The sequence below is a fragment of the Thiomicrorhabdus indica genome, assembly GCF_004293625.1.
GTDB classification, from domain to species: domain Bacteria; phylum Pseudomonadota; class Gammaproteobacteria; order Thiomicrospirales; family Thiomicrospiraceae; genus Thiomicrorhabdus; species Thiomicrorhabdus indica.
In genome coordinates, this window is sequence record NZ_CP033040.1 from 1,057,582 (window position 1) to 1,083,994 (window position 26,413).

A 26,413-nucleotide genomic window follows, 5' to 3' on the forward strand; every position below is an offset into this window, starting at 1 on the left:
AATGGGTGTGATTGATGCGGCTTTTAGCCGAAGTCGAGTAGTCGTGTTGGCTCTGGTGATGATGATTGTCGCCGGTGCCATGGCCTATGTTTCGATTGCCAAAGAATCTTCGCCCGATGTGCCGATTCCGATGTTTTATGTGTCAATGATACATGATGGAATTTCACCCGAAGATGCAGAACGGCTACTGCTAAAACCGGTGGAAAAAGAGCTGCAATCTTTGGATGGTCTCAAAGAGATGAAGTCCGTTGCCGCTGAAAATTATGCATCCATTCTACTGGAGTTTTCTGCTGGAGCCGATATTGATCAAGCATTGTTAGATGTTCGAGAAAAGGTGGATTTGGCGAAAAATAACTTGCCGCCAGATACTCTGGAACCCACGGTGAATGAAATTAATATTGCACTTTTTCCAGTTATCTCTATATCTTTGTCTGGGTCAATACCAGAAAGAGAGCTTGTTCAGATTTCACAAGGGCTAAAAGATGAACTTGAATCGTTAAGTGGCGTGCTAGAGGTTGATATTGGCGGTGATCGAGAGGAGATGATGGAAGTGATTATCGAGCCTCGAACATTGGAAACATATCGTCTCTCCTTTGATGATGTGGTTGCTTTTCTAAATCGCAATAATCAATTGGTACCGGCCGGTGCCATGGATAACGGTGCAGGTCGTATGGTGTTTAAAGTCCCTGGGGTGATTGAAGACATTGAAGATGTATTGGAATTACCGATTAAAACCCATCAAGGCACGGTGGTTACTTTTCAAGACTTAGCGCAGGTACGTCGAACCTATAAAGATCCGGAGGGTTTCGCACGGGTTGGCGGTGAACCGGCGTTGGTTCTGGAGGTGACCAAACGTGTTGGTGCGAATATTATTGCGACCATTGATGAGGTCAAACAGGTGGTGATACAACAACAGAAAAATTGGCCAGAAGTGGTGAGTGTGCATTTTATGCAGGATCAGTCGAAAAGCATTAAAACCATGCTAGGAGAATTGGAAAATAATGTGATTACTGCCATATTTTTGGTGATGTTAGTGGTGATTGCCGCTCTGGGGGTTAAGCCTGCGCTATTGGTTGGCTTGGCGATTCCCGGGGCGTTTTTAACTGGTATTCTCGCGTTGCAATGGATGGACTATACGCTGAATATTATTGTGCTATTCAGCTTGATTCTGTCGGTCGGAATGTTGGTGGATGGCGCGATTGTCACGATTGAATTGGCGCAACGTAAAATGGCAGAAGGCATGGAGCCAAAAGCGGCTTACGCCTTTGGTGCGAAGCGAATGGCATGGCCAATTATTGCCTCAACGGCCACCACATTGAGTGTGTTTTTGCCGTTGATTTTTTGGCCTGGCGTGGTTGGTGAATTTATGAAGTTTTTGCCGATTACCGTGATTCTTACCCTGCTTGCATCACTATTTATGGCGTTGGTTTTTATTCCTGTATTAGGTGCTGCGGTCTCAAAAGGTTACCGGCCGGTAGAAATGCCACAAAACTCTGAGGTCAGCAATGGCATTTGGACGAAACGTTATATCCGTCTATTGACCCCTCTGTTAGCTCATCCTGGAAAGGTACTGTTGGTGACAAGTTTGTTAATGGTCACTGCCTATATTTCTTATGCCAAATTTGGCAAGGGAGTGGAGTTTTTTCCAGAAGTTGAACCGGATTTTATCCAGATTCAAGTGCAGGCCAGAGGCGATTTATCTGTTTTTGAAAAAGACGCTTTGATAAAAAAGGTCGAAGCTGAGATTCTCGATATGCCGGTCTATGAAACTCTCTATGCAAAAACCTATAATGACGCCAGTAATTTACAAGACGCGCCGATTGATTTAGTCGGTACGATTCAATTGGAGCTCGAAGATTGGCAACGGCGACCTCCCGCAGAGGTTGTTATTCAGTCGATTCGTGAGCGTGTTGAATTCATTCCTGGTATTCAGGTTCAAGTTCGCAAACAAGATAATGGACCTTCAACAGGCAAGCCTATTCAGGTTGAAATCGCTGGAGAAGAGTATGACGAAATTTCAGCAGGTGTGAATGAGGTTCGCCAACGTATGAATAAGATTGGTGGGTTTGTGGATATTGAAGATTCTCGGCCGATTCCTGGGATTGAATGGAGCCTTAAGGTTAATCGTGAGATGGCTGCACGCTATCTGGTGGATATAACGACTTTGGGCAATACGGTACAGATGTTCACTGGCGGTGTGAAAATCGCTACCTATCAGCCGAATGACTCTGAGGAAGAGCTTGATATCCGCCTGCGTTTTCCTGAAGAGGAACGCAATCTGGAACAATTGATGAATCTTAAGGTGCCCACTGTCTATGGGCCGGTACCGCTTGCAAATTTTGCGGAGTTTCGACCTCAGCAGAAGACCTCTAAACTTGATCGTGTGAATGGCCAAAGGGTGATGATAGTGCAATCAGATGTTGAGTCGGGATTGCAGGTGGATCAACAGTTAAATTTATTAAAACACTCTTTGCAACAAACGCCACTCAATGCCGCGGTCAAAGTTCGTTTTAAAGGTCAAGATGAAGATCAACGTGAGGCCGGAACTTTTTTGACCAAGGCTTTTGTGGCGGCAATTGTTTTAATGGTGCTTATACTGGTCACGCAGTTCAACAGCTTCTATCAGGCAGGTGTGATTCTGACAGCGATTGTGTTCTCAACAGCCGGTGTTCTACTGGGGCTTCTCGTGACACAAAACCCGTTTGGTATTGTGATGGTGGGGATTGGCATTATCGCTTTGGCAGGTATCGTGGTGAACAATAATATTGTGTTGATTGATACCTATAACCAGCTAAGAGACGAAGGCGTTGAAAAAATTGAGGCCATTCAGACGACATTGGCACAGCGTTTAAGACCCGTATTATTGACAACGATCACCACGATTCTAGGGTTAATGCCGATGGTGTTAGCAATGAATATCGATATTCTCGGACAGAACATCAGTTTTGGTGCGCCATCTTCGCTGTGGTGGGTGCAACTTTCCAGCGCAATCGTCGGTGGTTTAACCTTCTCTACATTACTCACCTTGATTGTAACGCCGTGTCTTTTAGCGTGGAAAAAATAGTGAATCGATGAATTTACACCTATGTCAAAAAGCCTATGTGCACATGCTGATGGATGAAAATCCATTGATTTGCAGTTGCCACAATATCACGCTGAATCAAATCTTAGAGGTGTTTCCTGAGTCGAAAGATAAAGATTTCGAGTTGACTGAAATGATTTCGAAAATCAAGCAACAAACGGGTGCATCAACCGGCTGTGGAAGTTGTTTGTCCAAAGTCGAAGGTATTACCCAGTGTTATGCGTTAAAACCTGAAATTTTCACCGGCCGGTAATTTATTGCAAAGAGACTTTAAGCGCCATTGCCAAACGATAGTCAATGGCATTCAGGTGTTTTTCATCGACTTCAATCAATAGTGGACCATTGAGTGGCGCTTGGTTTTTAATGACGATTTTGGAACCAATATGCAGGTGAATTGACGTTAAGTAACGCAATTCTTCTGGGCTACGGTTTTTAATACGTTCTAAAGTTACCGGCCGGTTAAGTTCAATTTCTGAGAGTGGCTGTAAGTTGGCGGTTTCGATTGAACCGTCAATGTCAGGAATGGGTGAGCCGTGTGGATCATGGCTTGGTTCACCTAAGTCTTCCCACATGCGTTGTACCAGTTTGTCGGACAAATAGTGTTCTAAGGTTTCTGCCTCTTCATCAACTTCATCCCATAAATAGCCTAGGCGTTCGACCAGGTAGGTTTCTAGAATTCTGTGGTTACGAATCATTTTCATCGCAATTTGCCGCCCTGAGTCGGTCAGACTCACACCGTAGTAGGGAGCATATTCAATGTAGTTTTCTTCTGCTAGCTTTTTGAGCATGTTGGTCACAGATGCTTGCGAAACAGATAAACGTTCGGCAACATCTTTGGTTTGCACGCCTTTGTCACTTAACTCGGGCTTTTCAAGTTTATAGATGATTTTTAGATAATCTTCCCAAGCTCGTGAAGGGGTTTGTTGCACAGTGTTTTTTTTCTTACTCATGAGTTGGTCTGCCCAGAATTTAGTCGATGCGCATAGTAACGCTTTTGCTGCCATTTTTGAATTTGTAAAATCATTAAGGTGGTAATCATTAACAATCCTGCACTGACGGCAATTGACGCTGAAATCGAGCTGTTCAGCCAAGCAGCAATCGCGTAGCCCAGCCAAACCGAGGCCTGTGAATAGGCAAGAGCAACCCAAAGCATCCCTTTAAGTGATTTGGCGAGTAAGTATGCGGTGGCTGCCGGAATTATGAGTAACGCGACTACCAAAATTGCTCCTACTGCGTCAAAGGAGGCCACCGTTGTCATGGAAACCAGTGTCATTAAAAAATAGTGCCAGAAAGTGACGCTAATTCCGAGTGATATGGCTAAGCTTGGATGGAAGGTGACCGTTTTAAAGCGTTCAAATCCTAAGATAATACTGCTTACCACAATGGTGAAGACAAACAAAATTAACCAAAAAGCTCGTGGCCCGAGCTCTGTACCGGTTTCCATATCGCCCCAAATAATTGTGTCAAAAGGCACAAAAGCAATTTCTCCATAGAGCACGCACTCTTGGTCAAGGTCAACTTGCCCGGTATAAAGTGAAACGAGAATGACGCCGATTGAGAAAAACAGCGTAAAGACAATTCCAATACTGGCATCACTTTGCAGGCGGCTTACTTTATGAAGTGTCTCAGATAACCAAGCGGTGACCAAACCAATGATGACTGCGCCTAGAAGCATGACCCAAAGTGAATTGGTGCCTGAAATAAGATAAGCAAGGACAATCCCAAGTAGTACGGAGTGTGAAATTGCATCACCCATTAATGCTTGGCGACGTAAAATCAAAAATACCCCCACCAAAGCACAACTTGCTGCGACCAGCGATGCTGTTGCGAGAATCCATAAATCTAGACTATAAGTTTCTAACGATTCCATTATTTATTACCACCTTGTTGAGAGGCGCTTTTGGCAATGCCTTCAATACTTGGTATCTCAGGAATTGGTTGGCCATGTGGATCCGATAAGTGCTGCATGAGTTCAGAGGCAATTTCTGCTTCTTGCTCTTGGTTCAATATATGTTCCATCCGTTCGGCTTGTTGGTGAACTTGTTCCGAAGTTAAGTCGGCATGTTCGCTAAGATAGCTTTCCCATAAACGATGTCGTCGTGTCAGTTTGATTGCTTTTCTCAAACCAGATTCAGTCAGTGCGAAATGGCATTGTTGTTCGCTGATCCAGCTGAATTTTTGTAGTTGTTTGAGTATTTTTTTTAGTTGGACGTTATCTAGAGAGCGCATCGTGGCTATTTCTGCCAAGGTGAAATCATTGCGTTGAAAGTGAGTACGTTCTAGAAGTTTATAGAGCGTACGCAAGACATTTTCTCGCATGACGCGTTGACGTAATTTTCGGTAATCTAATGAACGTTTTACTAAGCCGTTTTTCGGGGCAAATAAAAAGCTGATAAAGAATAATATCGAGAGACTAACGACTATCCAAGGACCTGTTGGCATAGCCGGCGCAATATATGAAATTTGTGTGCCCATAGCTGCACTTGTTGCACCAAAAATTGAGGCGAGAATGAGAAGGGTGCTCAGTTGGTGACTCCAAAAGCGAGCCGCTGCGATAGGGGTGAGTAAAATGGCAGCCATGAGTACGACACCGACCAGCTGTAGACCAACGACGACTGAAAGCACGATGAGTACGGCAAGAAGCATTTCGTAAAATTTAACGTGAATTCCAAGGGTTTTCGCGTAATTTAAGTTGAAAGCAATCAAACGGAACTTTTCAAAAAACAGGAAAACGGTGATTAAGATGGCTATCGTGACGATGGTAAGAAGGTGAATATCTTCTGCTGTCATCGCTGCGGCTTGACCGAAGAGCAGTTTATCCAAACCACTTTTATTTGCCATTTCCGAGCTTTGTATAAATGACAGCAACATTAGTCCGAGTGCAAAGAAAAATGAGAGGGTAATGGCTAATGCCGCATCGGGTTTGATTTTGGTGTTTTTGGGTAACCAATCAATAATCCAAAACCCTACAAGACTGGAAAAAAGAGCGCCTAGGAAAATAATCTCAGCTTCTCTAGAGCCGCTGAGTAAAAATGCCATCATGACTCCCGGCAAAGCTGCGTGAGCCAAAGCGTCACCGAGTAATGAGCGTTTGCGTAAAAAAGCGAAGGCACCAATCACCGAAGCACTCATACCCAGCAATAAACTGCCAAAAAGAACCCATGTTGCATTAATGTCTTCAAATGACCAGAAAAGTGCCAATTGCGACAGGATTTGTTGCCATTGGCTTTCAGGTTGTAAGAGTTCAAATCCATTCATATTGGCGAGCCTTAATCATCATGCGCTTGGTTTAAGCGGCTGCGATACATTTGTTCAGTGAGATCATTCAACAAAGACAGTCGACCACCATAGGTTTTATTGAGGTTATCTTTTGTTAGAACTTCTTCACTTGATCCGGCAGCGATCAGCCGAGCATTGATTAAAATGACGTAATCAAAATATTCATGAACGGTGTTAAGGTCGTGGTGGACACAAACGACTGTGTTGCCCTTAGCTTTAAGCTCTTTAAAGAGTTCAATAATGGCTTTTTCCGTGGCGACATCGACACCCGCAAATGGTTCATCCATTAAGTATAAGCTTGCTTGTTGTGCCAATGCTCGTGCTAAAAAGACCCGTTGTTGCTGACCACCGGAAAGTTGTGAAATTTGTCGATCACGAAAGTCCCACATTTTTAGGTTTTTTAATGCTTGTTCTGCGATTTCTTTATCACTAGCTTTCGGTCTTTGCCAGAATTTTAGCTGACCATGACGCCCCATCAAAACGACATCCATGACATCAATCGGGAAATCCCAATCGATTTCTTCTCGTTGCGGAACATAGGCCGTTGTTAAGCGCTTCTGTTCAAGTGGTTCTCCAAAAAATAGTGTTGTGCCACCAATCGTTGGCGTTAAGCCCATAATACCTTTTAAAAGTGAAGATTTACCGGCACCATTTGGACCAATAATCGCCACAGTTTTACCGGCCGGTATTTCAAAACTGACATCCGTTAAAACCGGTTTGTGATGGTAGCGGATTGAGAGTTGTTCGACTTTTAGTGGGGTATGACTCATTTGAATAACCTGTTTGTGAGAGCTACGTAAATCATTTTTAGTGTCTTTTTCCTAAAAGTCCATCACGAATGGTTTTTACATTGTGTTCGACCATTCCAATATAGTTGTCAGCACCGGAACCTTTTGCCCCCATTGCATCAGAATAGAGCTCACCGCCAATAACAAGGTTTTTGCCTTCAGCTTGGATACCTTTTACCAAAGACTCAATGAATTTTGGTGAAACACTGGATTCCACAAAAACCGCTTTAATGTCTCTTTGCACAATAATGTCCTTGAGTTGTTTGATATCTTGCAAACCAAATTCACCGGCGGTTGAAATTCCTTGAAGACCCATGACTTCTAGACCGTAAGCTTTGCCAAAATAGCCAAAGGCATCGTGCGCTGTAATTAAAACGCGATTGGCTTTTGGTATTGAGTTGATTTCAGATGAGACCCATTGATTAAGTTCGTGAAGTTTTTGCTGATATTTTTCAAGGTTTTTTTGATAGAAGATGGCATTTTGAGCATCTTTTTTGACAAGAATTTCGGTGACTTTATCTGCCGCACTTTGCCAAAGTGTAATATCAAACCAAACGTGAGGGTCATGCAGTGAATCATATTTGATCAAGTTGGATTTCGGTAGAGATTCTGTCACAGCAACCACGGTCTTTTTACGAGACATTTTGTCAAAGATGTCCTGCATTTTGCCCTCTAGGTGTAAACCGTTATAAAAGATAATATCTGCGCGGCTCAATTTGCGCATATCGCCTTGGGTGGCTTTGTATAAGTGCGGATCAACACCGACGCCCATCAATGATTGAACGGTGACATGTTCTTGACCAATATTTTCAACTAAGTCGGCAATCATGCCTGTTGTTGTCGTTATGTTGAGTTGTGCTTTCGCAGGAGTGCTTAGTAACACTGTGCAACTTAACCCTATGAGAAGTGAGCGAAATAAGTTCATAATCTTTTATTTCCTTAAACTAATTGTTAGTCATGACTAAATTTTTAATTAATCTAACAATGCTCTAGCTTATTTGCAAGCAAATTTTAATAAAAATAATCGTTGTAAAGTCCGTTTGATTAAATTAGTCTAATAAAAATATTAGACAAGACTAAATTTATTATTTAATGGGATTATTTGGAGCGTTTTATGAAATATAAGCTTAGGCTTTTTAGTTTGGGGATGTTGTTCTTTGTTTCAGCAGCTCAAGCGGATCTGCGTCCATTGGCGGCCGATCGCCCTGATGCAACGGAAAGTCCGCAGACGGTGGATAAAGGACATTGGCAAATCGAAACGACCATTTTGGGCTTTGCACAAGACAAGCAGAGTGGTGTGACTTTTCGTTCGTTTGAAGCATTTAATACCAATTTAAAGTATGGTTTGACGGATTCAGTCGATATTCATTTTGTGATGACGCCTTATGTCAAAGAAGAAGTCGAACAAAACGGTGTTATGACTTCGCAAAGTTCTTATAGTGATCTAGAGGTGCGTTCGAAAATTAACCTTTGGGGGAATGATGGTGGAGATAGTGCAATGGCGTTATTACCTTATCTAAAGTTACCGGCCGGTAAACTTTCTAATGACAAGGTCAAAGGCGGTTTGATTATAACCTTCGGCACAGACCTAGCTGGTTTTGGTGTGGGTATTCAAGCTCAGCTTGATTCTGTTTATAACAAGACGAAAGATGAAATGGATTTTTCAGGCAGTTACACGGCTGTTTTAGGGTATGACCTTGCAGAAAAGGTTGGTGGCTATATGGAGTATGTGGGGGAGTTCGATGTCGAAGGGGATTATTTTCCCTATGCAAGCTTTGGCGCCACGTATCAAATGAATGCAAACCAGCAATGGGATATTGGTTCAAAAGCGGCATTGAACGATGAAGGTCAAGATTTTGAGGTCTTCTTTGGACTGACTCAACGTTATTAATTTGAAGATATTTAATCAGTATTTAGGTTGTGCTCACTTGATTGCGCCCTGTAACTTTAGAAAGATAAAGGGCGGCATCGGCTTGAGTATAGAGATCGGTCTTATCCAAGCCGTCCTTCATTTCGGTAATGCCAAAACTGGCGGTGACTCGCCCACAATCAAATTCAGTCGCTTCAATGTTTTGGCGGTGACGTTCTGCCACCTCTTTGGCATTTTTCGCATGGGTATTTGGCAGAATAATGGTAAATTCTTCGCCACCAATCCGTGACAGGGTATCGACTTCACGTAAATTACTTTGCAGTAGTTGGGCAAATTGTTTGAGTACGGCGTCGCCTGTATCGTGGCCGTGTTGATCATTGATTTTTTTAAAGAAGTCGATGTCGAGCAAAACCAAGCAAAAGGGTTCTTGTTGGCGTTCGTAACGCGCGATTTGCTTGTCGAGTTCTTGATCATAGACGCGACGATTGAATAATCCTGTGAGAGCATCTGTGGTTGAGAGGGCTTTGAGCTCTTGATTTAATGCCATGAGCGATTGCTGTTTTTCAAGAAGTTGCGCTTGAGCTAACTGCAGCTCCAAATTAATCGCTGCTTTTTCTTCGGTCGCCATTTCAGCACGGCGGCGTTCTTGAATCAGTTGCTTTTCAATTAGGTGACGGCGGTGCATTTTCATCAGTGCATAGCTGTAATATGGCTTTCCATCATGATTAATGCGTTGAGCGTTTACCATCAGTGGCAGATTTTCATCGTCTCGCACTTTAAATTTCAGGTAGTTTTCTTCGACGGTTTTATTCAGTTGCAAGCTGGGCAGGATATTGCCAAGAAACAGCAATTGACTGGACATGGGTAGCAATACTTTAATGTGCTGACCGATGAGTTCCTGTTGGTTTAGCTTTAGCCAGTCGCATAAGATGCTGTTCATCGCTGTGATTTCACTGGCTAAATTAGTGGCAAGGTAACCGCAAGGAATTTTTTCGATGTTAATCTTATTCTTCGATTGCAAAGTTTTCGCTCTCTCAGTTCAATGGGTTAATGCGTTATGCTGTGTTCGATGCCGGCAATCACCGCTTTAGGGTTGGTGATTTGTGGATAGTGACCTGTAGCCTCCAGTTTTAGCGTTTGGCAATTAGGAATTTGTTGAGCCAAATAGTCAATGACTTCGAGCGGCACAATAATATCCTCTGTGCAGTAAAGCACAGAAACGGGCACTGAAATGTTCGGCAACTGATTGCGAATGTCACACAGGAAAGTCACTTTTGCAAAGTTTTCTGAAATAACGGGGTCTGAGCGTAAAAAACTTAGCTTAATATCTTCACTAAACTCGGGATGTTCACTGTTCCCAACGGCAGCGGGCGCTAAATAGCTAGCCCATTCAAAGTAGTTGAGATGCATCATAGTGAGCAATTCCATGACATCCTCTTTTTCAAAGCCACCGTGATAGTTTGTTTCATTTAGATAGTGCGGAGAGGGACCGATGGTAATAAGCTTTTTGAACAATTCTGGGCGTTGAATGGAGGCGAGCATTCCAATCGCACCACTCACAGAGTGACCAATAAAATAGACTGATTCAAGGTTTAACGCATCACACAGCGCGATTAAATCATTGGCATAAGCGTGCAGGTCATCGTATTTATCATTGTTGTACTCGCTCAAATCTGAGCGCCCGCAGCCAATATAATCAAAGCTAATCACACGAAATTGATCCGTAAACTCTGGAATGACTTTGTTCCAAACGGTCTTGTCACAACCAAAACCGTGACCAAAAACCAGAGTATTTGAGCCTGAGCCTTGTATCTCCACATTGTGTTTGGCAATGATGTTATCAGCAGTCATTGGCATTCCTTATCAATACGAGTGATCATTTTTAGACTATGCGAGAGTTATAAATTGCTAGTGAAACATTTTAACGTCTATATAAGTGAAATGAATGGTACTTGAAATCAATCTTAATGTGGTTGGAGTTTTTTTATAAAGAAGTACTTTTAACCGGCCGGTGGCTTTTAGGGTAAGAAATTAGAGCAATGAATGAGGAATTGTCGGTACTTTTGTCTCGCTCGATTTATAATTTGCGCAAAACTAATTTGTGGAGAGATGTTTGAACGCTGAATCTGTGCCTCTGTCTTTATCAGTCAAATCTTTGAATCACACGCCAATTGGTATTTTTGATTCTGGAATTGGTGGTCTACCAATCGCTCAGAAAGTAAGAGAGTTATTGCCTTCTGAGGATATTATCTATGTCGCAGACACAGCTTTTGCACCCTACGGTGAAAAGTCGGAAGCTGAGATTTTGCAAAGGGCGATTCAGGTCGTAGAGTTTTTGCTCTCAAAAAATGTCAAAGCGATTGTGGTTGCCTGCAATACGGCAACGATGGTGGCGATTAAAACGCTACGTGAACGTTATGATGTACCCTTTATCGGGGTAGAGCCAGGGGTAAAACCCGCAGCTATTCACACCAAAACTGGAGTAATTGGTGTTTTGGCGACGGAAAAGACTCTTAGTAGTCATGCCTTTGATGCTTTGGCAAAGCGAGTCGCTGGCAATGTGCAAATGGAAATTCAACCTAGTCCTAAACTCGTGCATTTGGTTGAAAATCTGCAATTGGATTTTGATCAGGCTCATAAAGCCGTGCGAGAGTATGTAGAGCCTTTGATGATTAAAGGGGCAGATACGATTATTTTAGGCTGTACGCATTTTGCTCATTTGACTCCCGTCATTGAGCAGGTGGCAGGTTCGCCAGTGACGGTAATCAGTACCGAATTGGCGGTTGCCAAAGAGGTGCAGCGCCGTCTTGATTTAGAAAAACTGCTTTGCGTGGCAACATTGCCGGCAATGAATCGTTTTTATACCAGTGGCGATTTAGACTTGTATCGCAAGCAAATTGCTCACCTATGGCAGGATGTGGAGACTGTTGGAATCTATCAGTTTTGAGCGATTAGAGTTTTTACCGGCCGGTAAAGAAAACCTTTCGGCTATTAGGGGCTGAATTGTCAACAGACCCTAGCAATAATTTTAAATTTAAGTGTCTCTTCATAAGCCTGCAATTAATCTGATTAATCTAGCATTACGTGGTGTAGATTTTTTTGAGGTGCGTTTCAATCGAGTAGCGTTGTAAAAATTCAATAAATGCTAAGCAGGTTAATGAGAGTTCTTTTTTGTTGCTATAAGCATAATACCAGTGTTTGTGAATAGGAAAGTCGGCAACGTTTAGACGGATTAAATGCCCAGTATATTCTTCTAGCCGAAATGCATCCGCAGGTAATATTCCAATGCCTAAGTCTGCGATAACGCACTGTTTGATTAATTCATAGCTGCCTAGTTCCATATAAGGTTTCAGCTTGATTCCTTCTTCAGCAAATACTCGATCGATTGTTTGACGAATGCTGGTTTCCGGCAAAGGTAATATAAGGTTTTGTTTTTCCAAGCTTTTCAGACTGAGCTTTGCATGATTATGTAATCGATTACCAGGGGCTGCAACCACCGCTAAGGTTTGATCAGTAAATGCCTCAAAATGTGCTTCAAGGCCATCTAAGATTCGTCCGGTAATGACCAGTTCGTGTTGTTGTGTCTTTAAGCTTTCCTGCGTTTCGGCTTTACTCAGAATTGAGAGTTTTGGCACCACCTTTGGATTTTCTTTTAAAAACTCGGAAAGAATAAATGGTAAAAAGTATTTGCTGGCAGAAACTCCTGCGATATTGAGTTCTCCTTCGATACCATCTGTTTGGACGGCCCTTAAACGTGTATGGAAGTCATCAAAGTCATCTAGAAGGGTTTGAAATTGCTGGTAGGTGGTTTCACCGGTTGGGGTTAAATAGACTTTGCGACCTACAATTTCAATCAGCGGATCGCCTATAGAGTCAGCGAGTTTCTTTAGTTGGCTGGATACAGCGGGTTGTGAAATATTAAGTTCTTTTGCCGCTTTAGTGAAGCTTTTGAGCCGTGCGACTGATTCAAAGAGGCGAATTTGATTGAAGGTAATATTGAGCATGGAAAATGGTTCTTTTCGATGTTAAGTTCTTTTGCGGAATTTCTCAGCAGTAGAACCAAATATGAATTTTCAACAGATCCTAGTCTGTAAGGTTTTATTTTACTTGCTCAATAATTCCCGTAAAGGAAATCTTAGCTAAAACCTCGATTCAACCAAGGATTCACGGGATGTTTGCGTTCGCTTAATCGTTGTTCTTTTCCTAAGGTGTAGGCAGCCTTTAGCGCCTTGGCTAGTTTAGGGTTTTGCTCCAAGTCGATTTCATAGGTTTCGGCAATTTTCTGTAAATAGGCTTCGGGTCCGATTGCTTGATAAATCTCCAGAAATTCCCTTATCATCATGGGGAGTTTTGGGAGAGAGAATTCGATTTGAGATTGGAAGGCAGTGACTTCAAAATCACTATGTTCCATCATTTCAAATTGATAAGAGATTAAATCAAGATGATGTTCTTTAGCAATTCGGTGTGGCAGTTTTTCCAAAAAAAGGTCGATATCGTCAATATAGAGGGGTAAGACAATATCGGATTCGTAGCGAAAGGTTTCACCGCGAAAATCGAATACGACACGAACAGTCATAGTTGAATTCATACAGGCCTCGCAAGCTAATATTTATAATAATTGGCGCAATGACAAGAGTCGAGAAAGCCGCTTTGGAGTTTTTTCGACTCTAATCGATTAGTGAGTCAGTTTCATAAATACTTGTGGAAGTTGTTCTGGCAGTTTTTCCACATGGTCGATAACGGTGTAATGATTATCAAAAATGGCTTCCACGTAGTCATCTGCATTTGGATCTAGTGTAATACAGTAGGAGTAGATCCCTTTGTGTTTTAGCTCTTCCACTGCTTTATGAGTATCTTGAATCAGTATTTGCGGGTCTTTGCTGTCAATATCCGCCGGTTCACCATCGGTGAGAATCAACATCAATTTTTTCTCAGCTTGCTGAGCTTCCAGATAATGGGCTGCATGACGCATGGCAGCCCCCATTCGTGTTGAATAAGAAGCTTCCATTGCTGAAATGCGAGCTTTAACTTCGTCAGTATAGCGTTCTGAATAACCTTTGATATGCTGATAGCGCACTTCGTGACGCGTATCGGAACTAAAGCCGGCAATGGCAAATTTATCGCCGAGTTGATCGACTGTCCAAGCGGTGATTGCGAGTGCTTCTTCGGCCAGTTCTAACAGTGTTTGTGAACTGTCTTGTAGACGTTCATTGAGTGACTGTGAGGTGTCGACTAACAGCATGACTGCAATATTTCGACTATCGGAGGTATGACTATAATTAATTCGAGGGTCCGGAGCTTGCCCACTTTTGAAGTCAATGATTGAACGCAATGCGATATCTAAATCCAGCTCTTCGCCTTCTTCTTGGAAGCGAATGCGCTTTTTGTTCTGCGGTTTGAGCATCTCGATCATTTTTTTCAGTCGTTTTGCTAAGCCATCGTGCTTATCCATCAAACGGTCAATTTTCCCAGCATCACCACTTGGATGAAGGCGTTCATAAACGGTTGTCCAATCCGGCCGGTAACTTTCCGATAGATAATCCCATTCGTGATAATGGCGTGGCGGTAAACCGCCATCATTTTCAACGAGCATCTCTTCATTTTCATACTCATTAGGCATGATTTCATCCGGTTCATCGTACTCTTCGTAGTGAAACCAGATATAGCGGTTATCATCGCGGTATGAGACTTCGGTGTTATCGAAGAATACATCCGGCAGACTGTCTGAAGATTGTTTACGAGATTTAACGTAGAAATCAGAACCTAAGCGTGCCATATCTTGTGTGGTCGAGTCCTCGCCTTTTTCTTGCATAATTTGATGGAATCGTTCACGAAATTCTTCCAGCAATGGGTTTTGCGGATCGAAACTTTCATCTAATAGCGCACGTGACATACGTGTCGCACGGTAACGAAGGCATGACTGTTTGGAATCGTCACATGCGCCTTTTTCCGGATATGGGTGTAAGGCCATAAATAACGGTTTTAACCCCGGATATCTCCGTATTGCCAAATATTCAATACGGCTGTCTTCAAATAGTGAGATGAATAACTGCATATGGGGAGCAAAATTATCGGCCATCAGTTTGGTTGACCATTTTTTGTGCGCCATCATGTGAGCTATCATGGCTCGGTAACGATTTAATCCTGTTACTCCGTTGTCATCCTGGTAAACATCCGGTACTGCAATCAAAGTTTCATCTAGATAGGGCACTGGTTTTCGTAACTGGTCAAAAGCGGTTGAGAAGGTTTGCATAGGTAAGTCGCAGTCCCACATACAGTCTTTTAGCATTACAAGATGACGTTCGACATCCTTGAATGTCGTTCCTTTGCGTTCTCGAATGATGATGCTTTTGGCGTCATGTGATTCTAGTTTGAAATAGGCAATCTGTTCTTCAGGAGCGTTAAGGTAGTTACGTGCGCCATAGTCAATAAAGTTGCGGATGCCTTCCAGACATAATTTGGAAATCAACTGCGGTATGGAGTTTAGTAACGGAACCATCCCTGGACTTTCATGAATCGAGTGGTGACCATGAATGACGGTTTGGGTTTTATTGATGTACTCTTCAAGAATATCAAAATATCGCTGAAGTTCTTCAATGCTATCAATACGACGGCAAATGCTGCTCAAAGAGTTCAAAAACGGAATTAAGGCTTTTTTATTGGGACTACGGGCCAGCTTGTAGGAGTAATCAGAAACCATCTTCATAGTACCTCGGCCGATATGGCGAGCGATTTCCGGCATGATTTCTAGATAGATCAATACCGGCTCAACTCCCATGCCGATTTTACAGAGAAAGTTGGCACCTTCCATATAAGCTTTCACACCCTCGGCTGATAAGGTGCTGTGTGCTTCTTCAATACAGGCAGGAAAGACTTCTTTCGCTTGCACAAACCCACAGGTAAATTTCTGCTGATATTCTGCTAATAATTCTTCATTCATGTTTTAAACGGTCTCATTCGTTTAACTTCAAAATTTTTCTATTCTTAAAAATAGAAATCATTAAGTTTAGATGGGTAGATTTGGGAGGCTGTGTTAAGCCGATTGAGGGAGTGTATATTTTCATACACGACCGAAATCAATAACACACAGCGCCCAAGGATGCCCAAATAAAATAATGATTTAGGCGAAGATCATTGAGATGGCGTTATCCAATGTTTCTCGGATGTCTACATCATCTGTAATTGGACGAACCAATGCCATTTTGCAAGCTTCAACCGGTGAAATTCCTTTGTTAATCAGCATAGCCGCATAAACCATTAAGCGAGTCGAGATACCTTCATCTAGGCCGTGACCTTTTAAGTTACGTGCAGTTTCACCAATTTGAACCAGTTTTTTAGCTGTTGTTTCGTCAACGCCACCTTCTTGTTGGAGAATGTGTGCTTCGGTTGCTGCATCCGCATAATCAAAATCTAGCCCACAGAAGCGCTGTTTAGTCGATTGTTTAAGGTCTTTCATTAACGACTGATAACCAGGGTTATAAGAGATAACCAGTTGGAAATCTGGGTGGGCTTTAATGAGTTCGCCTTTTTTATCTAGGGATAGTTCACGACGGTGGTCCGTCAGGGCGTGGATAACCACCATAGTGTCTTGACGAGCTTCAACTATTTCATCTAGATAACAGATGGCACCGTAACGAGCGGCCATGGTCAAAGGCCCATCTACCCAACGGGTCCCATTGGCATCCAGTAAGTAACGACCAACAAGGTCAGAAGCAGTAATATCTTCGTTACAAGAAACGGTAATGATGGGTTTGCCCAGCTTCCAAGCCATGTGCTCAACAAAGCGTGATTTACCGCAACCAGTCGGCCCTTTTACCATGACAGGTAGGCGAGCATCATATGCGGCTGTATAAAGTTCTACTTCGTTTGATTGTGCATCGTAAAAAGGCTCGTTGTCGATTTTATATTGTGAAATGTCCATTTGAAGAATTCCCAGAAACCATTGAAAACAGAAAGTTATTTTGGGTTAGAGACTTCGTTCGAAGTAAAGGTGATGAGTGATTATCTATGTAAGGGAACTACGGCACAAGAAACCCTTACAGAACACAAAATTGAAGTGATGAATGGTATTGCTTTCAATTTATTCACATCAACAAGGAGAAAATTCACCTTTAATCTTTTAAAAGTCCCTAAATCAAAATAACTTGAAGAAAAACCCCAGCCTAAAGACTGGGGTTGGGTTCAGATAATTGCTAGATATAAAGCGCGTGATTTTCGATGAGAGCAAGGCGGCAAAATTATCCGTAGCGTAGTGTATTTGCGATACATGAACAACGGAATGGGGTTACCAACGTAGCTATTGCGTAAATCAAACGTTTTTAGCAGCAATTATTTATGTACGCCTAGCTTCTCACGCCATTCTGGGAAAATTTTATCCGCATCGTGAGGGAAAGATTCAAATGCGCGAGCAAATTCTTTATGATTTTTCGCGTATTCGATTGGATCTTGGCCAGACTTCCAGCACTCGTAAGCTTGACCTAGAGAGATACCACCGTCAGCAGGAGAGTCAATGTGACCGAATGAACCACCACCACAAGTGTTGATAACGTTACCGTGACCTAGGTTTTCGAAGAAACCTGGAAGACGCAGCGCATTCATACCACCAGAGATAATTGGCGTAGTAGGCTTCATACCGTACCACTTCTGATAGAAGTATGGACCTTGACACTCATCACGCTCCAGCATGTAAGCAAGAACCGTTTCACCAGCGTGACCTTCCATTTTTCCGTAACCCATCGTACCAGTGTGGATACCAGAAGCACCCATTAGGCGAGCAAGCTTCATGTAACATAGTGGATCCATACCCATAGGTGACTTATAAGAAGTCAAAGCACCGTGACCTGCGCGGTGGAAGTGTAGGTAAGTATCAGGGAAGTTACGACGACAAGTTGTGACACCAGCAGGGCCTGTTACGAAGCCATCAACTAGGAATGCAACGTGTTTTTCGTTACCGTATTTGGCGAATTGTTCAAGAATGTATTCACCACGTTTAACCATTTCACCGTGGAAATCAGCTGTTACGTTAGCTGAGAACAATTTTGCCTGCCCCGTTTCTTGTTGCGCGCGATCCATTGTTTCTGCAACTAGAGGAATAACTGTTTCCATTGGGCAGAAGTCTTGGTTTGCTTGAGGTTCATCGTTTTTGATGAAATCGCCACCCAACCAGAAGTCATAACAGGCTTGAGCGAAAGGTTCTGGACGAAGGCCTAGTTTTGGTTTGATGATCGTACCTGCAATGTAACCACCGTCAACTTCTGGACGACCAAGTACTTTCCAAAGGTCAGAAATATCGGTTGCTGGACCATCGAAACGTTTCACCATTTTCTCAGGAACAAAGAAATCTAGCATACGTAGACCAACGTGGTCACCCATACCTTGGTTGTTACCTAAAATTAGAGACCACATATGAGAAACGTTGTAGTGACCATCAATTAAGTTCGGATCGAAAAGCGCTACAGGGTATGCAATCTTCATTAGACCACCGTCTTCACCGAATGCCGCCTCGTCGATTTCATAAACAAGCGCATCAACACCACGCGTGAAGTCATCAGTGGTAGAAACTTCAACGTTGGTTCCGGTTGAAGATTCAGCAGCAACGTGAGCCGCTACTTCTAGAAAACCGTAACCTTCAGCAGGTTTTAGACGGTAAGCAACTAGCAGGTGATTATCATCAGCAACTAGCGTGTCTTCAGATAGAGTTAAGTCAGCGTAACGATTTGACTGATCCATTCTAATAGTCCTCTTTAGTCAAGGAAGTGGTTTAGACGGTTTTGATAACCCCAAGCTTCCTTAAAAAGTTAAATAAAAAAGTGAAATAAAATTTTTTTAGCTGGTAAATCTTTCAAAAGTAAAAAAATTGATGGCGCTAGTTTATTTGTTGGTTAATTATAAGTAAAATTTTATTTATAAATGATTTTAATAACCAAAAGGTTATGTATGAGAATTTCACTGCGGCAATTGAAGGTCTTTTTGATGGTGGCTAAATGTCTGAATTACACCCGTGCTTCAGAACAACTTTTTATGAGCCAACCTGCGGTATCCAAGCAAATTAAGCAGTTGGAAGAAGAGGTTGGCGTCTGCTTGTTTGAAAAAGTTGGAAAAAAGATTTTTTTGACAGAAGCAGGTCATGACATGCAGTCTTATGCGAACTCTATTCTTGGTCTGGTTTCTGAAGCAAAAGATCATTTTTCTCAGGTGAAAGGGGGGCAGAAAGGACGGTTAAAAGTGGCCGTAGCGACTACGGCTAGTAGTTTTGCGATTGATATGTTGGGGCAGTTTCGAAAGACTTATTCGGAGGTGGACTTTGATATTGAGGTGACTAATCGTCAGACATTGCTAAGTCATCTTGATCGCAATTTAGTCGATTTAGTGATTATGGGACAGCCTCCAGAAAATAATCAGTATAGCGTTGAGCCTTTTATGAAGAACCCGTTGGTATTTATTGCGCCTATCGATCATCCACTAGTAGGCGAGAGAGTGACTGTAGGTGATTTAATTAAAGAGTCTTTTGTTGCAAGGGAGGAGGGGTCGGGAACCCGGCAGGCGATGGATGCGTTTTTTGAGGCTCAGGCAGGCGAGTTGCAAGTTGGAATGTTATTTAATTCGAATGAGTCCATTAAAAGTGCTGTGGCTTCAGGTTTTGGTTTGGCTTTGGTATCAGTCCATACCATTCAAGCGGAGTTGGAGCACGCCAGTCTGGCGATTTTGGATGTAGAGAATACACCGATTCAACGTTTTTGGTATTTGGTTCACCTAAAGGAAAAGCGTTTATCGGCTGTCGCTGAAACCTTTCGGAATTTTATTTTAGATAAAGCTGTTTAGGTTGATTGGTCAATCTTAGGTGGACTCAGTCTAAAATCTAAATGTTTAATGGATTTTAGACTGAGGTTTTTCAGTACTGCTACTGAGTTAACGGCTTTATTTTAATTAAGCATTTTAATAAGACGTTTTCAGTTCTAGCTACGTTTTAAGAGACGAAGAACAGGGTAGACAAGGAATGTACCAATCGCCGCATAACCAAATGACATAAATAGCAACATAAACCAGTCGGTGCTATAGGTCACTTGAGCCAGTGAAGACATGGTCATTGCCGGCAGCGTGAAAATAAAAAACAGCCACAAAGCAACGCCAAACATCACTGCAGTTTTAATGCATTTGCCGTTAATAAGCGGGAGTCTTTTGCCAATGAGTGCACCATAGAGCACTACCGTAGCGATTAATATAGCGAGCACAACACCAGAGTTTTGTAGCAAATAACCATAGGCGATTTGAAAAGTTAAATTTAATTCATTCATGATTCTCTCCTAAGCCTTACCAGCCAACATGCGCATGTAGGTCGGTTTGAGTAATTGTTCTTTCATAACCCAAGCAAACCATGACTCTTGTTGTGGGTCGATAAAGGAATAAGTTGGAATCAAGTCTTTGTTGTAATCAAATTCAATCAGCATTGCAGAACCGATTTCAGTAATCAGAGGACAAGAGGTATAGCCGTTAAATTTAGCGGTCGGTTCTTGGCCGTTAATGACCGATAACAAGTTGTTTAAAACGATTGGCACTGACATTTTCACGGTTGCTGCGGTTTTTCCTAGTGGTGTTCCATTGACATCACCACAACCGAAGACTTCTGGATAGCGACGGTGTTGTAAAGTTTCTTGGTCTACTTCTAGCCAGCCACCAGTTGAGAAACCACCATCTTGCCATGCAAGAGCTGATTCTCGGATTACTCTTGGTGCACGCATTGGCGGTACAACGTGAAGCAGATCATAGTCGACTGTTTCATCACCTAGATCCGTGGTAAAAGTTGCTTTTTGCGCATCAATGTCTACCGCTTTTAATCGCGTTTGTAGTTCAACGCTCATGCCGTGTTCTTTAAAGCGGTTGATGACAAAATCATTAAACCAAGGTAGACCGAAAACGCCACTTGTTGATGAATAGAAGTTTAGGTTAGAGCCTTCAAAGCCGCCATTGCGCTTCATTTGGTCAATGGTTAGGAAGGTTGTCTTTAATGGCGCACCGGCGCAACGAATAGGGGTGTGTGAAAGCGTGAAATAGCCATTACCACCTTCTTTGGAGAACTTTTCAATTGCTTTCCAAGTGTCAGCCGCTTTGTCAGGGCTATGGTAAACGCTTCCAAGACCTTTTTCACCGATACGATTAACGTCCATTCCTTCAATGTACTCATAGTCGTATTCAATTCCGGCAGTCACCACCATGTAGTCGTAAGAGATGACTTGTCCTTCGTCAGTCGTTACCTGTTTGTTTTCTGGATCAAAACTCTCCACCATCTGTTGCACAAATTGAATGCGATCGCCTTTTGGCAATAAGGATGCATTTGAGCCTGGAATCACTTTATCTTTTGGCCAAACACCAGTGGCAACCAACGTTAATCCTGGCCAGTAAACATGAGGCTCTTTGCGGTCAATAATAGTGATTTTTCCATTGGGTAGCGCGTCTGCTAGACGGTTCGCCATACTGATTCCAGCTGAGCCACTGCCGACAATTACAATGTGAGTAGGTGAATCGTTGCCCTGATCAGCGATGGCGGCTTCTAAACCGGTAAAGTAGGCAAATGCCGCTGCGGTTCCTTTTAAAAAGTTACGGCGTGACATACCTGCTTTTTCAGCTGATTGCATCGCATCATTGAAGATTTTCTTATTATTTTTCATCTTTCGACTTCCAGAGTTGGAGTGAAAATTTGACCGGCCGGTATCTTTTTGAATCGCGTCCAGTCGTGAGTTTTGCCCAAGTGGCGCAAAATATGCTTAATCTACCCCAAGATTTTTTTATATTCAAGCCTGCAAATGCTATGGAAATTATTGAACCCTTTGAGCTTGTATCTAAGTCAATAATCTAAATGCTGAGTCTAAAATCGTTCTTGGTGAATCAAGGCAGAACAACTAGGTATGTCATGAGAATGAATCCTTATGTATTAAAAAGGCAAGGTTTGTATTCTTTTTACGGCATTAAATTGATAGTATTTGATTGTTTAAACTCATTGCTATTGATGGCCTAATATGAATGAAATCAACACCAAACTCACCCAAGCCCAACAACAAACCATCCTCGCTTCGGCGTTTAGAGGTAATTTAATTAAGAGGTAAGCTGTGATGGAAAATGTTGTTTTTTTAGTCAATGAAGAGCCTTATTGTCTTTGGGATATAGACTTAAATACTAAAAATAGAATGTTTATTGAGGGAGTTGATGTTGAGTATTTTGATTATTTATTGAAGTTATATCTCGAATCCGCTGATTCAAAAAGAGCCTCAATTGCGATAAAAGCATTACAGCATCATGCTATGGAAACATTTTTTTCCTTATTGGGGTGTTTGCTTCAAGCTCCAAGTTGTGGGTATGCTTGGATTGCCAAGTGTAAGAATAGTGATCTTCGTGAAATGGCTAAAAACATCAATTCTGGGGCCTTAAAACTCCATCCATTCTTTAAAACTGACAAATTGTCTTGGAGGGTTGTCGCAGATTTTGTTTTTCAAGAGTTAGTCATTGGCTCCGTAGAAAATGACAAGCTTAAAGACAATTTTGCTGAGTTATGGAGTCGCCTTTCGGATGAGTTTATAGACAAAAATCAAATAGATGAATATAACAGTATTAAGCATGGCTTTAGAGTTAATGGAGGTGGTTTCATGTTGTCTTTTGGTTTGGAAGAAAAATATGGTGTGCCAGTACCAAAAGATAATATGACAACAATTGGAAGCTCGGAACATGGTTTAAGTTTTTTGAAAATTGAATCTCTTGGCCCCTCGAAAGGAAATCGTAGCTTAAAAGTGAAGCAGGTTGCTTTAAACTGGAGTTTTGATAAAAACGCCATAATTGTTCAGTTGATTACATTATCAATTAAAAATATTGTTTCTCGTTTAAAGATCATAAACGGTTTGGATAGTCAAAAATGTCAATTTTTCTATCCAGAAGATGAGTCTTTTTTTGATAAGCCATGGAGTATTGGTGTGGGCGTTAATAATTTTGAGATGAGTGCTGTCTATGACGAGAATAGTCTTGAGACAAGAACTACTAGAAAATCATTATTAAAAATTCTTAATGATTTTTCTTAGCTCGTGAGGATTGTTTTTATTGGGTGCGATTAAGTTGGCATTAAGTGAAGCTCATTGTTGATGCGACTACCCAAGAAAAACTGATTGCACTGATTACCGCTCATCCAAAATGGACGCAAAAACAGTTTGCGAACGCCTTAGGTATGACGTCGGATGGTGTGAAATATCACCTCAATAAACTCAAGCAAGCGGGTCTCATCGAGCGCGTTGGCTCAACCAAAGCCGGTTCTTGGCATCTTTTATAGTTTATACGGATTAGCGTATAATTTGAATTTTATACGGATTAGCGTATAATTTGAATTTTATACGGTAAAGCGTATAATTTGATTTTTATACGGACTGGCGTATAGAAATTCAAAGGGTGCGGTATGAGAGTCAATTCAGCAAAAGAGCTTGCGGTCTATCTTCAAGATCAGCGTCTCACAAACAAGTTGTCGCAGAATTTGGTGGCAGACTTAGCAAGTGTTAGGCAGGCAACGGTGTCTTCATTTGAGTCTAAGCCAGAGAATGCCAAGCTTGAAACCTTGTTTAAATTGTTGTCAGCGTTGGATTTAGAGTTGGAAGTTCGCCGTAAAGGTAATCGTTTTTCTTCCGAAGTAAACCATGAAAGTTTAGAGTGGTAGGTGAATCATGCCTAAGCCGAATAGTCATTTGTTTGTCTCTATGAATGGTTTATTGGTGGGGGAGTTGTGGAAGTTGGAAAATGGGGCTTTGCAGTTTCAATACGCTGAGGCATGGTTACAGTCGCCTTACGCACGTTCTCTGTCTTTATCGCTGCCTTTGTCTAAGAAGGTTTATTCTGGCGATTTAATCTATAACTTTCTTGATAATTTGTTGCCGGATAATGATGCAATTCGAGCCAAAATGCAGGCACGGTTTCATACCCGAACCACCCAGCCTTTCGATCTTTTAGCGGCTGTTGGCAGTGATTGTGTCGGTGCAATTCAGCTCTCTAGTGACCTTACACCAGTAGATTTGAAAATTCATGCAAAACCTTTGAAAGAAAAGGATGTCGCGCATTTACTGAGAAATTATGGTGTGAATCCTTTAGGGATGCAGGATGCTGAGGATGACTTTCGAATTTCTATTGCCGGTGCTCAAGAAAAAACGGCGCTTTTAAAGATAGGTAGTGACTGGTATTTGCCGAAAGGGACAACGCCGACTACGCATATTCTTAAACTGCCGATTGGGATGCTTGCCTACAATAATTTAGATTTAACCCAGAGTTGTGAAAATGAATGGCTGTGTATGCAAATATCTAAAGCGTTCGACCTGCCGACGGCAAATGCTGAAGTCGTCACGTTTGAAGGCCAAAAAGTTCTGGCTGTTGAACGCTTTGATCGTAAATGGCAGTCGGATTCTAAGCTGGTAAGGCTTCCGCAAGAGGATATGTGTCAAGCATTGGGTGTTGCGCCTGCAATTAAATACGAAGCGGATGGTGGGCCGAGCATTAAAGCGATTATGGATATTTTGCGTGGCTCGCAAACGGCAAACCAAGATCGTGAAATATTCTTTAAATCTCAAGTTCTGTTTTGGATGCTCGCAGCACCGGATGGGCATGGTAAGAACTTCAGTCTGTCTATAGAGGCCAATAATAGTTATCGACTCACTAAATTGTATGACATTTTATCGGCTTATCCGTTGATGGGCGGCATAGGCCTACAAAAGCAGAAAATTAAAATGGCCATGGCAGTACAAGGGAAAAAACGTCATTACAAATGGGATTCGATTATGCCAAGGCATTTTTTGAGTACCGCTAAAGCGGTCGGTTATTCTGAAAAATTGGCTTGGCAGAATATGGAAGAGATGTTTCTGAAAACAGAGAGTGTGATTGAGTCGGTATCAAAACAATTACTCAGTGACTTCCCAAAAGGCTTTCCGCACGACATTGCGGAACCCATTTTTTCAGGGCTTAGGCAAAAATCCAAAGTTGGTTTACAGCATTTAGCTGTTTTGACCAAAGAAAAATAAATGGACTGACTAAGTTAATTAGGCACTATAGTTTTAACAGTAAAATAAACTGTGCTAATTAAAAAATAAACTCTCATTTATTAAGCGTCGCTAGAATTTAAAAATTCGTTTTTTGTTTTCTAGACGTTTGGCTTTTTTCTGCTTCTGTTTTTTGATTTTTTCAAGCAATACCATGGTTTCGCCATGTGTTGTGTGAGCAAACATGTCCATAAAGCAGGCTTTTTTAAGAACATATCCCTGCTTTTGTAGGAGCTTGCAATCGCGAATAAGGGTTGAAGCGTCGCATGAAACGTAGACGATTTTTTGAGCCTCTAATTTCCCAAGTTGCTCGCAGAGTTCCTGTGCACCAAGACGACCTGGGTCGAGTAAAACTCTATCGTATTTGGCTTCGCGGAACCATTCAAAGTGTTCTAAGCTTTTAAATAAATCCGCTTTGTAAAATTCACAATTATCGAGTTGGTTAAGTTGTGCGTTTCGATTGGCCGATTCGACTAATGCATCAAGACCTTCTATCCCGATTGCTTTTTTTGAAACCTGTGCCAGTGGAAGTGTGAAGTTGCCAACGCCACTGAAGAAATCAATCACAGAATCTTTTGCAGAAACATCTAGCCACTCGATCGATTGCGTAATCATTTGTTGGTTGATATCTGCGTTCACTTGAATAAAACCGTTGCTTGGAAATTCAATGGTCAGCGCTTTCTGACCGGCCGGTTGAATTTGATAATTCGGCGTTTGCTGCGATTCAGAGAAACCGAAAACACCGTTGTCGGCTTCAACAATCGTGAATTCACGGTTTTTCCGGGAAGCGGTTTTTAAAAGTTCTGGACGTGATTTTTTAATTTCAGAGTTAAGTGCATTGCTTAAAATTGGGCAATGTTCAATATCGACCAAACGATTGTCTTGCGCTTTGCGAAAACCTAATCGTGCCTGTTTGTCTTTTTTATCGATTTCTAGCGCTAAGCGCGCTCTGCGGCGATAGGCTTGGTCATGAGAGGTCAGCGTGTCAGTGAATTGACAGTTTTCGGTATTTAGCTGCTGTTTGAGCTGGGTGAAAAAGTTTTGTGCTTTCCAGTGACGTTGCGCCGAAACACTCAGGTGTTGCAGTTGGCAACCGCCGCATTCAGAGTATTTATCACAAAACGGTTCTGTCCGGTTTTCAGAAGGCGTTTGAACTTTGATCAAATTGGCTTCTGCAAAGTTGCGTTCGTCATTGATGATTTTTGCACTGACAATATCGCCTGGTACGGCATCCGTTACAAAGCAGGTTTTGCCGTCAATATGCGCAATTCCACGACCATCGTGCGAAAGTCCGGTGATTTCTAAATGTTCAATAATTTGATTCATAAGTTTATTGTCTTCT

24 protein-coding genes are annotated in these 26,413 nt (G+C 42.1%); 9 read left to right on the plus strand and 15 right to left on the minus strand.

Annotated elements, in window-relative coordinates; genetic code table 11:
* Nucleotide 1 precedes the first annotated feature (1 nt).
* Complete coding sequence (locus D9T12_RS04430) at nucleotides 2-3,064, plus strand: efflux RND transporter permease subunit (protein WP_130537044.1); 3,063 nt, start codon at nucleotides 2-4, stop codon at nucleotides 3,062-3,064.
* A gap of 7 nt (nucleotides 3,065-3,071) precedes the next feature.
* A complete protein-coding gene (locus D9T12_RS04435; protein ID WP_130537045.1) occupies nucleotides 3,072-3,335 on the plus strand; it encodes a (2Fe-2S)-binding protein in 264 nt (87 codons plus the stop codon).
* Between the two features lies 1 nt (nucleotide 3,336).
* Here the strand turns inward: D9T12_RS04435 and D9T12_RS04440 are convergent, their stop codons facing one another.
* From D9T12_RS04440 to D9T12_RS04460, 5 genes are read right to left on the minus strand one after another with little or no spacing between them, the layout of a single operon-like run.
* Nucleotides 3,337-4,032: a metal-dependent transcriptional regulator gene (locus tag D9T12_RS04440; protein WP_130537046.1), complete on the minus strand. Its 696-nt coding sequence runs from the start codon at nucleotides 4,030-4,032 to the stop codon at nucleotides 3,337-3,339.
* On the minus strand, nucleotides 4,029-4,952 hold the full coding sequence (locus D9T12_RS04445) for a metal ABC transporter permease (RefSeq protein WP_130537047.1): 924 nt from the start codon (nucleotides 4,950-4,952) through the stop codon (nucleotides 4,029-4,031). The genes D9T12_RS04440 and D9T12_RS04445 overlap by 4 nt, the downstream gene beginning before the upstream one ends.
* Nucleotides 4,952-6,340, minus strand: a complete 1,389-nt coding sequence (locus D9T12_RS04450) for a metal ABC transporter permease (RefSeq protein WP_130537048.1) — start codon at nucleotides 6,338-6,340, stop codon at nucleotides 4,952-4,954. Before D9T12_RS04450 ends, D9T12_RS04445 begins: the two co-directional genes overlap by 1 nt.
* An 11-nt stretch (nucleotides 6,341-6,351) precedes the next feature.
* Nucleotides 6,352-7,131 carry a metal ABC transporter ATP-binding protein gene (locus D9T12_RS04455; RefSeq protein WP_130537049.1) on the minus strand — a complete coding sequence of 260 codons (780 nt, stop codon included), beginning with the start codon at nucleotides 7,129-7,131 and terminating at the stop codon, nucleotides 6,352-6,354.
* A 37-nt stretch (nucleotides 7,132-7,168) separates the two neighbouring features.
* Nucleotides 7,169-8,074 carry a metal ABC transporter solute-binding protein, Zn/Mn family gene (locus D9T12_RS04460; protein ID WP_130537050.1) on the minus strand — a complete coding sequence of 302 codons (906 nt, stop codon included), beginning with the start codon at nucleotides 8,072-8,074 and terminating at the stop codon, nucleotides 7,169-7,171.
* A gap of 189 nt (nucleotides 8,075-8,263) precedes the next feature.
* Between D9T12_RS04460 and D9T12_RS04465 the strand changes: the two genes are divergently transcribed.
* A complete protein-coding gene (locus tag D9T12_RS04465) occupies nucleotides 8,264-9,040 on the plus strand; it encodes a transporter (RefSeq protein WP_130537051.1) in 777 nt (258 codons plus the stop codon).
* A 22-nt stretch (nucleotides 9,041-9,062) separates the two neighbouring features.
* Here the strand turns inward: D9T12_RS04465 and D9T12_RS04470 are convergent, their stop codons facing one another.
* Together D9T12_RS04470 and D9T12_RS04475 are read right to left on the minus strand one after the other, a co-directional pair.
* A complete protein-coding gene (locus D9T12_RS04470; RefSeq protein ID WP_130537052.1) occupies nucleotides 9,063-10,040 on the minus strand; it encodes a GGDEF domain-containing protein in 978 nt (325 codons plus the stop codon).
* A 26-nt stretch (nucleotides 10,041-10,066) separates the two neighbouring features.
* Nucleotides 10,067-10,870, minus strand: coding sequence for an alpha/beta fold hydrolase (locus D9T12_RS04475; RefSeq protein ID WP_130537053.1), 804 nt, complete (start codon nucleotides 10,868-10,870; stop codon nucleotides 10,067-10,069).
* A gap of 262 nt (nucleotides 10,871-11,132) precedes the next feature.
* On the opposite strand from D9T12_RS04475, the gene murI reads away from it, so the two are divergent.
* Nucleotides 11,133-11,966, plus strand: coding sequence for a glutamate racemase (gene murI / locus D9T12_RS04480; RefSeq protein WP_240693234.1), 834 nt, complete (start codon nucleotides 11,133-11,135; stop codon nucleotides 11,964-11,966).
* 133 nt (nucleotides 11,967-12,099) lie between these two features.
* On the opposite strand, the gene D9T12_RS04485 is transcribed toward murI, so the two are convergent.
* The 5 genes from D9T12_RS04485 to D9T12_RS04505 form a co-directional block, all read right to left on the minus strand.
* Nucleotides 12,100-13,023, minus strand: coding sequence for a LysR family transcriptional regulator (locus tag D9T12_RS04485; RefSeq protein WP_130537054.1), 924 nt, complete (start codon nucleotides 13,021-13,023; stop codon nucleotides 12,100-12,102).
* A gap of 131 nt (nucleotides 13,024-13,154) precedes the next feature.
* Nucleotides 13,155-13,607 carry a hypothetical protein gene (locus D9T12_RS04490; protein ID WP_130537055.1) on the minus strand — a complete coding sequence of 151 codons (453 nt, stop codon included), beginning with the start codon at nucleotides 13,605-13,607 and terminating at the stop codon, nucleotides 13,155-13,157.
* Nucleotides 13,608-13,694: 87 nt separating this feature from the next.
* Nucleotides 13,695-15,959, minus strand: a complete 2,265-nt coding sequence (locus D9T12_RS04495) for a nitric oxide reductase activation protein NorD (protein ID WP_130537056.1) — start codon at nucleotides 15,957-15,959, stop codon at nucleotides 13,695-13,697.
* A gap of 180 nt (nucleotides 15,960-16,139) precedes the next feature.
* Nucleotides 16,140-16,940, minus strand: coding sequence for a CbbQ/NirQ/NorQ/GpvN family protein (locus D9T12_RS04500; RefSeq protein WP_130537057.1), 801 nt, complete (start codon nucleotides 16,938-16,940; stop codon nucleotides 16,140-16,142).
* Nucleotides 16,941-17,347: 407 nt separating this feature from the next.
* Nucleotides 17,348-18,748, minus strand: coding sequence for a ribulose-bisphosphate carboxylase (locus tag D9T12_RS04505; protein WP_130537058.1), 1,401 nt, complete (start codon nucleotides 18,746-18,748; stop codon nucleotides 17,348-17,350).
* Nucleotides 18,749-18,955: 207 nt separating this feature from the next.
* Here D9T12_RS04505 and D9T12_RS04510 point away from each other — a divergent pair, with 207 nt between their 5' ends.
* Nucleotides 18,956-19,840, plus strand: coding sequence for a LysR family transcriptional regulator (locus D9T12_RS04510; RefSeq protein ID WP_130537059.1), 885 nt, complete (start codon nucleotides 18,956-18,958; stop codon nucleotides 19,838-19,840).
* 134 nt (nucleotides 19,841-19,974) lie between these two features.
* Here D9T12_RS04510 and D9T12_RS04515 read toward each other — a convergent pair whose 3' ends face one another.
* Nucleotides 19,975-20,313, minus strand: coding sequence for a hypothetical protein (locus tag D9T12_RS04515; protein WP_130537060.1), 339 nt, complete (start codon nucleotides 20,311-20,313; stop codon nucleotides 19,975-19,977).
* A 9-nt stretch (nucleotides 20,314-20,322) separates the two neighbouring features.
* Nucleotides 20,323-21,684, minus strand: coding sequence for an FAD-dependent oxidoreductase (locus D9T12_RS04520; protein WP_240693235.1), 1,362 nt, complete (start codon nucleotides 21,682-21,684; stop codon nucleotides 20,323-20,325).
* A gap of 441 nt (nucleotides 21,685-22,125) precedes the next feature.
* On the opposite strand from D9T12_RS04520, the gene D9T12_RS04525 reads away from it, so the two are divergent.
* The 4 genes from D9T12_RS04525 (at nucleotide 22,126) to D9T12_RS04540 (ending at nucleotide 25,053) form a co-directional block, all read left to right on the plus strand.
* Nucleotides 22,126-23,082, plus strand: coding sequence for a hypothetical protein (locus D9T12_RS04525; RefSeq protein WP_206199135.1), 957 nt, complete (start codon nucleotides 22,126-22,128; stop codon nucleotides 23,080-23,082).
* 44 nt (nucleotides 23,083-23,126) lie between these two features.
* Nucleotides 23,127-23,327: a MarR family transcriptional regulator gene (locus D9T12_RS04530; protein WP_130537062.1), complete on the plus strand. Its 201-nt coding sequence runs from the start codon at nucleotides 23,127-23,129 to the stop codon at nucleotides 23,325-23,327.
* 123 nt (nucleotides 23,328-23,450) lie between these two features.
* Nucleotides 23,451-23,705, plus strand: a complete 255-nt coding sequence (locus tag D9T12_RS04535) for a helix-turn-helix domain-containing protein (protein ID WP_130537063.1) — start codon at nucleotides 23,451-23,453, stop codon at nucleotides 23,703-23,705.
* 7 nt (nucleotides 23,706-23,712) lie between these two features.
* A complete protein-coding gene (locus tag D9T12_RS04540) occupies nucleotides 23,713-25,053 on the plus strand; it encodes a type II toxin-antitoxin system HipA family toxin (protein ID WP_240693236.1) in 1,341 nt (446 codons plus the stop codon).
* A gap of 90 nt (nucleotides 25,054-25,143) precedes the next feature.
* Here D9T12_RS04540 and rlmD read toward each other — a convergent pair whose 3' ends face one another.
* A complete protein-coding gene (rlmD, locus tag D9T12_RS04545; RefSeq protein ID WP_130537064.1) occupies nucleotides 25,144-26,397 on the minus strand; it encodes a 23S rRNA (uracil(1939)-C(5))-methyltransferase RlmD in 1,254 nt (417 codons plus the stop codon).
* Between the last annotated feature and the right edge of the window lie 16 nt (nucleotides 26,398-26,413).

What these genes read in the sequence shown, in the direction of transcription:
- D9T12_RS04430 (WP_130537044.1), top strand. Translation starts at nt 2, where the DNA reads ATGGGTGTGATTGATGCGGCTTTTAGCCGAAGTCGAGTAGTCGTGTTG.
- D9T12_RS04435 (WP_130537045.1), top strand. Translation starts at nt 3,072, where the DNA reads ATGAATTTACACCTATGTCAAAAAGCCTATGTGCACATGCTGATGGAT.
- D9T12_RS04440 (WP_130537046.1), bottom strand. Translation starts at nt 4,032, where the DNA reads ATGAGTAAGAAAAAAAACACTGTGCAACAAACCCCTTCACGAGCTTGG.
- D9T12_RS04445 (WP_130537047.1), bottom strand. Translation starts at nt 4,952, where the DNA reads ATGGAATCGTTAGAAACTTATAGTCTAGATTTATGGATTCTCGCAACA.
- D9T12_RS04450 (WP_130537048.1), bottom strand. Translation starts at nt 6,340, where the DNA reads ATGAATGGATTTGAACTCTTACAACCTGAAAGCCAATGGCAACAAATC.
- D9T12_RS04455 (WP_130537049.1), bottom strand. Translation starts at nt 7,131, where the DNA reads ATGAGTCATACCCCACTAAAAGTCGAACAACTCTCAATCCGCTACCAT.
- D9T12_RS04460 (WP_130537050.1), bottom strand. Translation starts at nt 8,074, where the DNA reads ATGAACTTATTTCGCTCACTTCTCATAGGGTTAAGTTGCACAGTGTTA.
- D9T12_RS04465 (WP_130537051.1), top strand. Translation starts at nt 8,264, where the DNA reads ATGAAATATAAGCTTAGGCTTTTTAGTTTGGGGATGTTGTTCTTTGTT.
- D9T12_RS04475 (WP_130537053.1), bottom strand. Translation starts at nt 10,870, where the DNA reads ATGACTGCTGATAACATCATTGCCAAACACAATGTGGAGATACAAGGC.
- D9T12_RS04485 (WP_130537054.1), bottom strand. Translation starts at nt 13,023, where the DNA reads ATGCTCAATATTACCTTCAATCAAATTCGCCTCTTTGAATCAGTCGCA.
- D9T12_RS04490 (WP_130537055.1), bottom strand. Translation starts at nt 13,607, where the DNA reads ATGAATTCAACTATGACTGTTCGTGTCGTATTCGATTTTCGCGGTGAA.
- D9T12_RS04495 (WP_130537056.1), bottom strand. Translation starts at nt 15,959, where the DNA reads ATGAATGAAGAATTATTAGCAGAATATCAGCAGAAATTTACCTGTGGG.
- D9T12_RS04500 (WP_130537057.1), bottom strand. Translation starts at nt 16,940, where the DNA reads ATGGACATTTCACAATATAAAATCGACAACGAGCCTTTTTACGATGCA.
- D9T12_RS04505 (WP_130537058.1), bottom strand. Translation starts at nt 18,748, where the DNA reads ATGGATCAGTCAAATCGTTACGCTGACTTAACTCTATCTGAAGACACG.
- D9T12_RS04510 (WP_130537059.1), top strand. Translation starts at nt 18,956, where the DNA reads ATGAGAATTTCACTGCGGCAATTGAAGGTCTTTTTGATGGTGGCTAAA.
- D9T12_RS04515 (WP_130537060.1), bottom strand. Translation starts at nt 20,313, where the DNA reads ATGAATGAATTAAATTTAACTTTTCAAATCGCCTATGGTTATTTGCTA.
- D9T12_RS04520 (WP_240693235.1), bottom strand. Translation starts at nt 21,684, where the DNA reads ATGAAAAATAATAAGAAAATCTTCAATGATGCGATGCAATCAGCTGAA.
- D9T12_RS04525 (WP_206199135.1), top strand. Translation starts at nt 22,126, where the DNA reads ATGGAAAATGTTGTTTTTTTAGTCAATGAAGAGCCTTATTGTCTTTGG.
- D9T12_RS04535 (WP_130537063.1), top strand. Translation starts at nt 23,451, where the DNA reads ATGAGAGTCAATTCAGCAAAAGAGCTTGCGGTCTATCTTCAAGATCAG.
- D9T12_RS04540 (WP_240693236.1), top strand. Translation starts at nt 23,713, where the DNA reads ATGCCTAAGCCGAATAGTCATTTGTTTGTCTCTATGAATGGTTTATTG.
- rlmD (WP_130537064.1), bottom strand. Translation starts at nt 26,397, where the DNA reads ATGAATCAAATTATTGAACATTTAGAAATCACCGGACTTTCGCACGAT.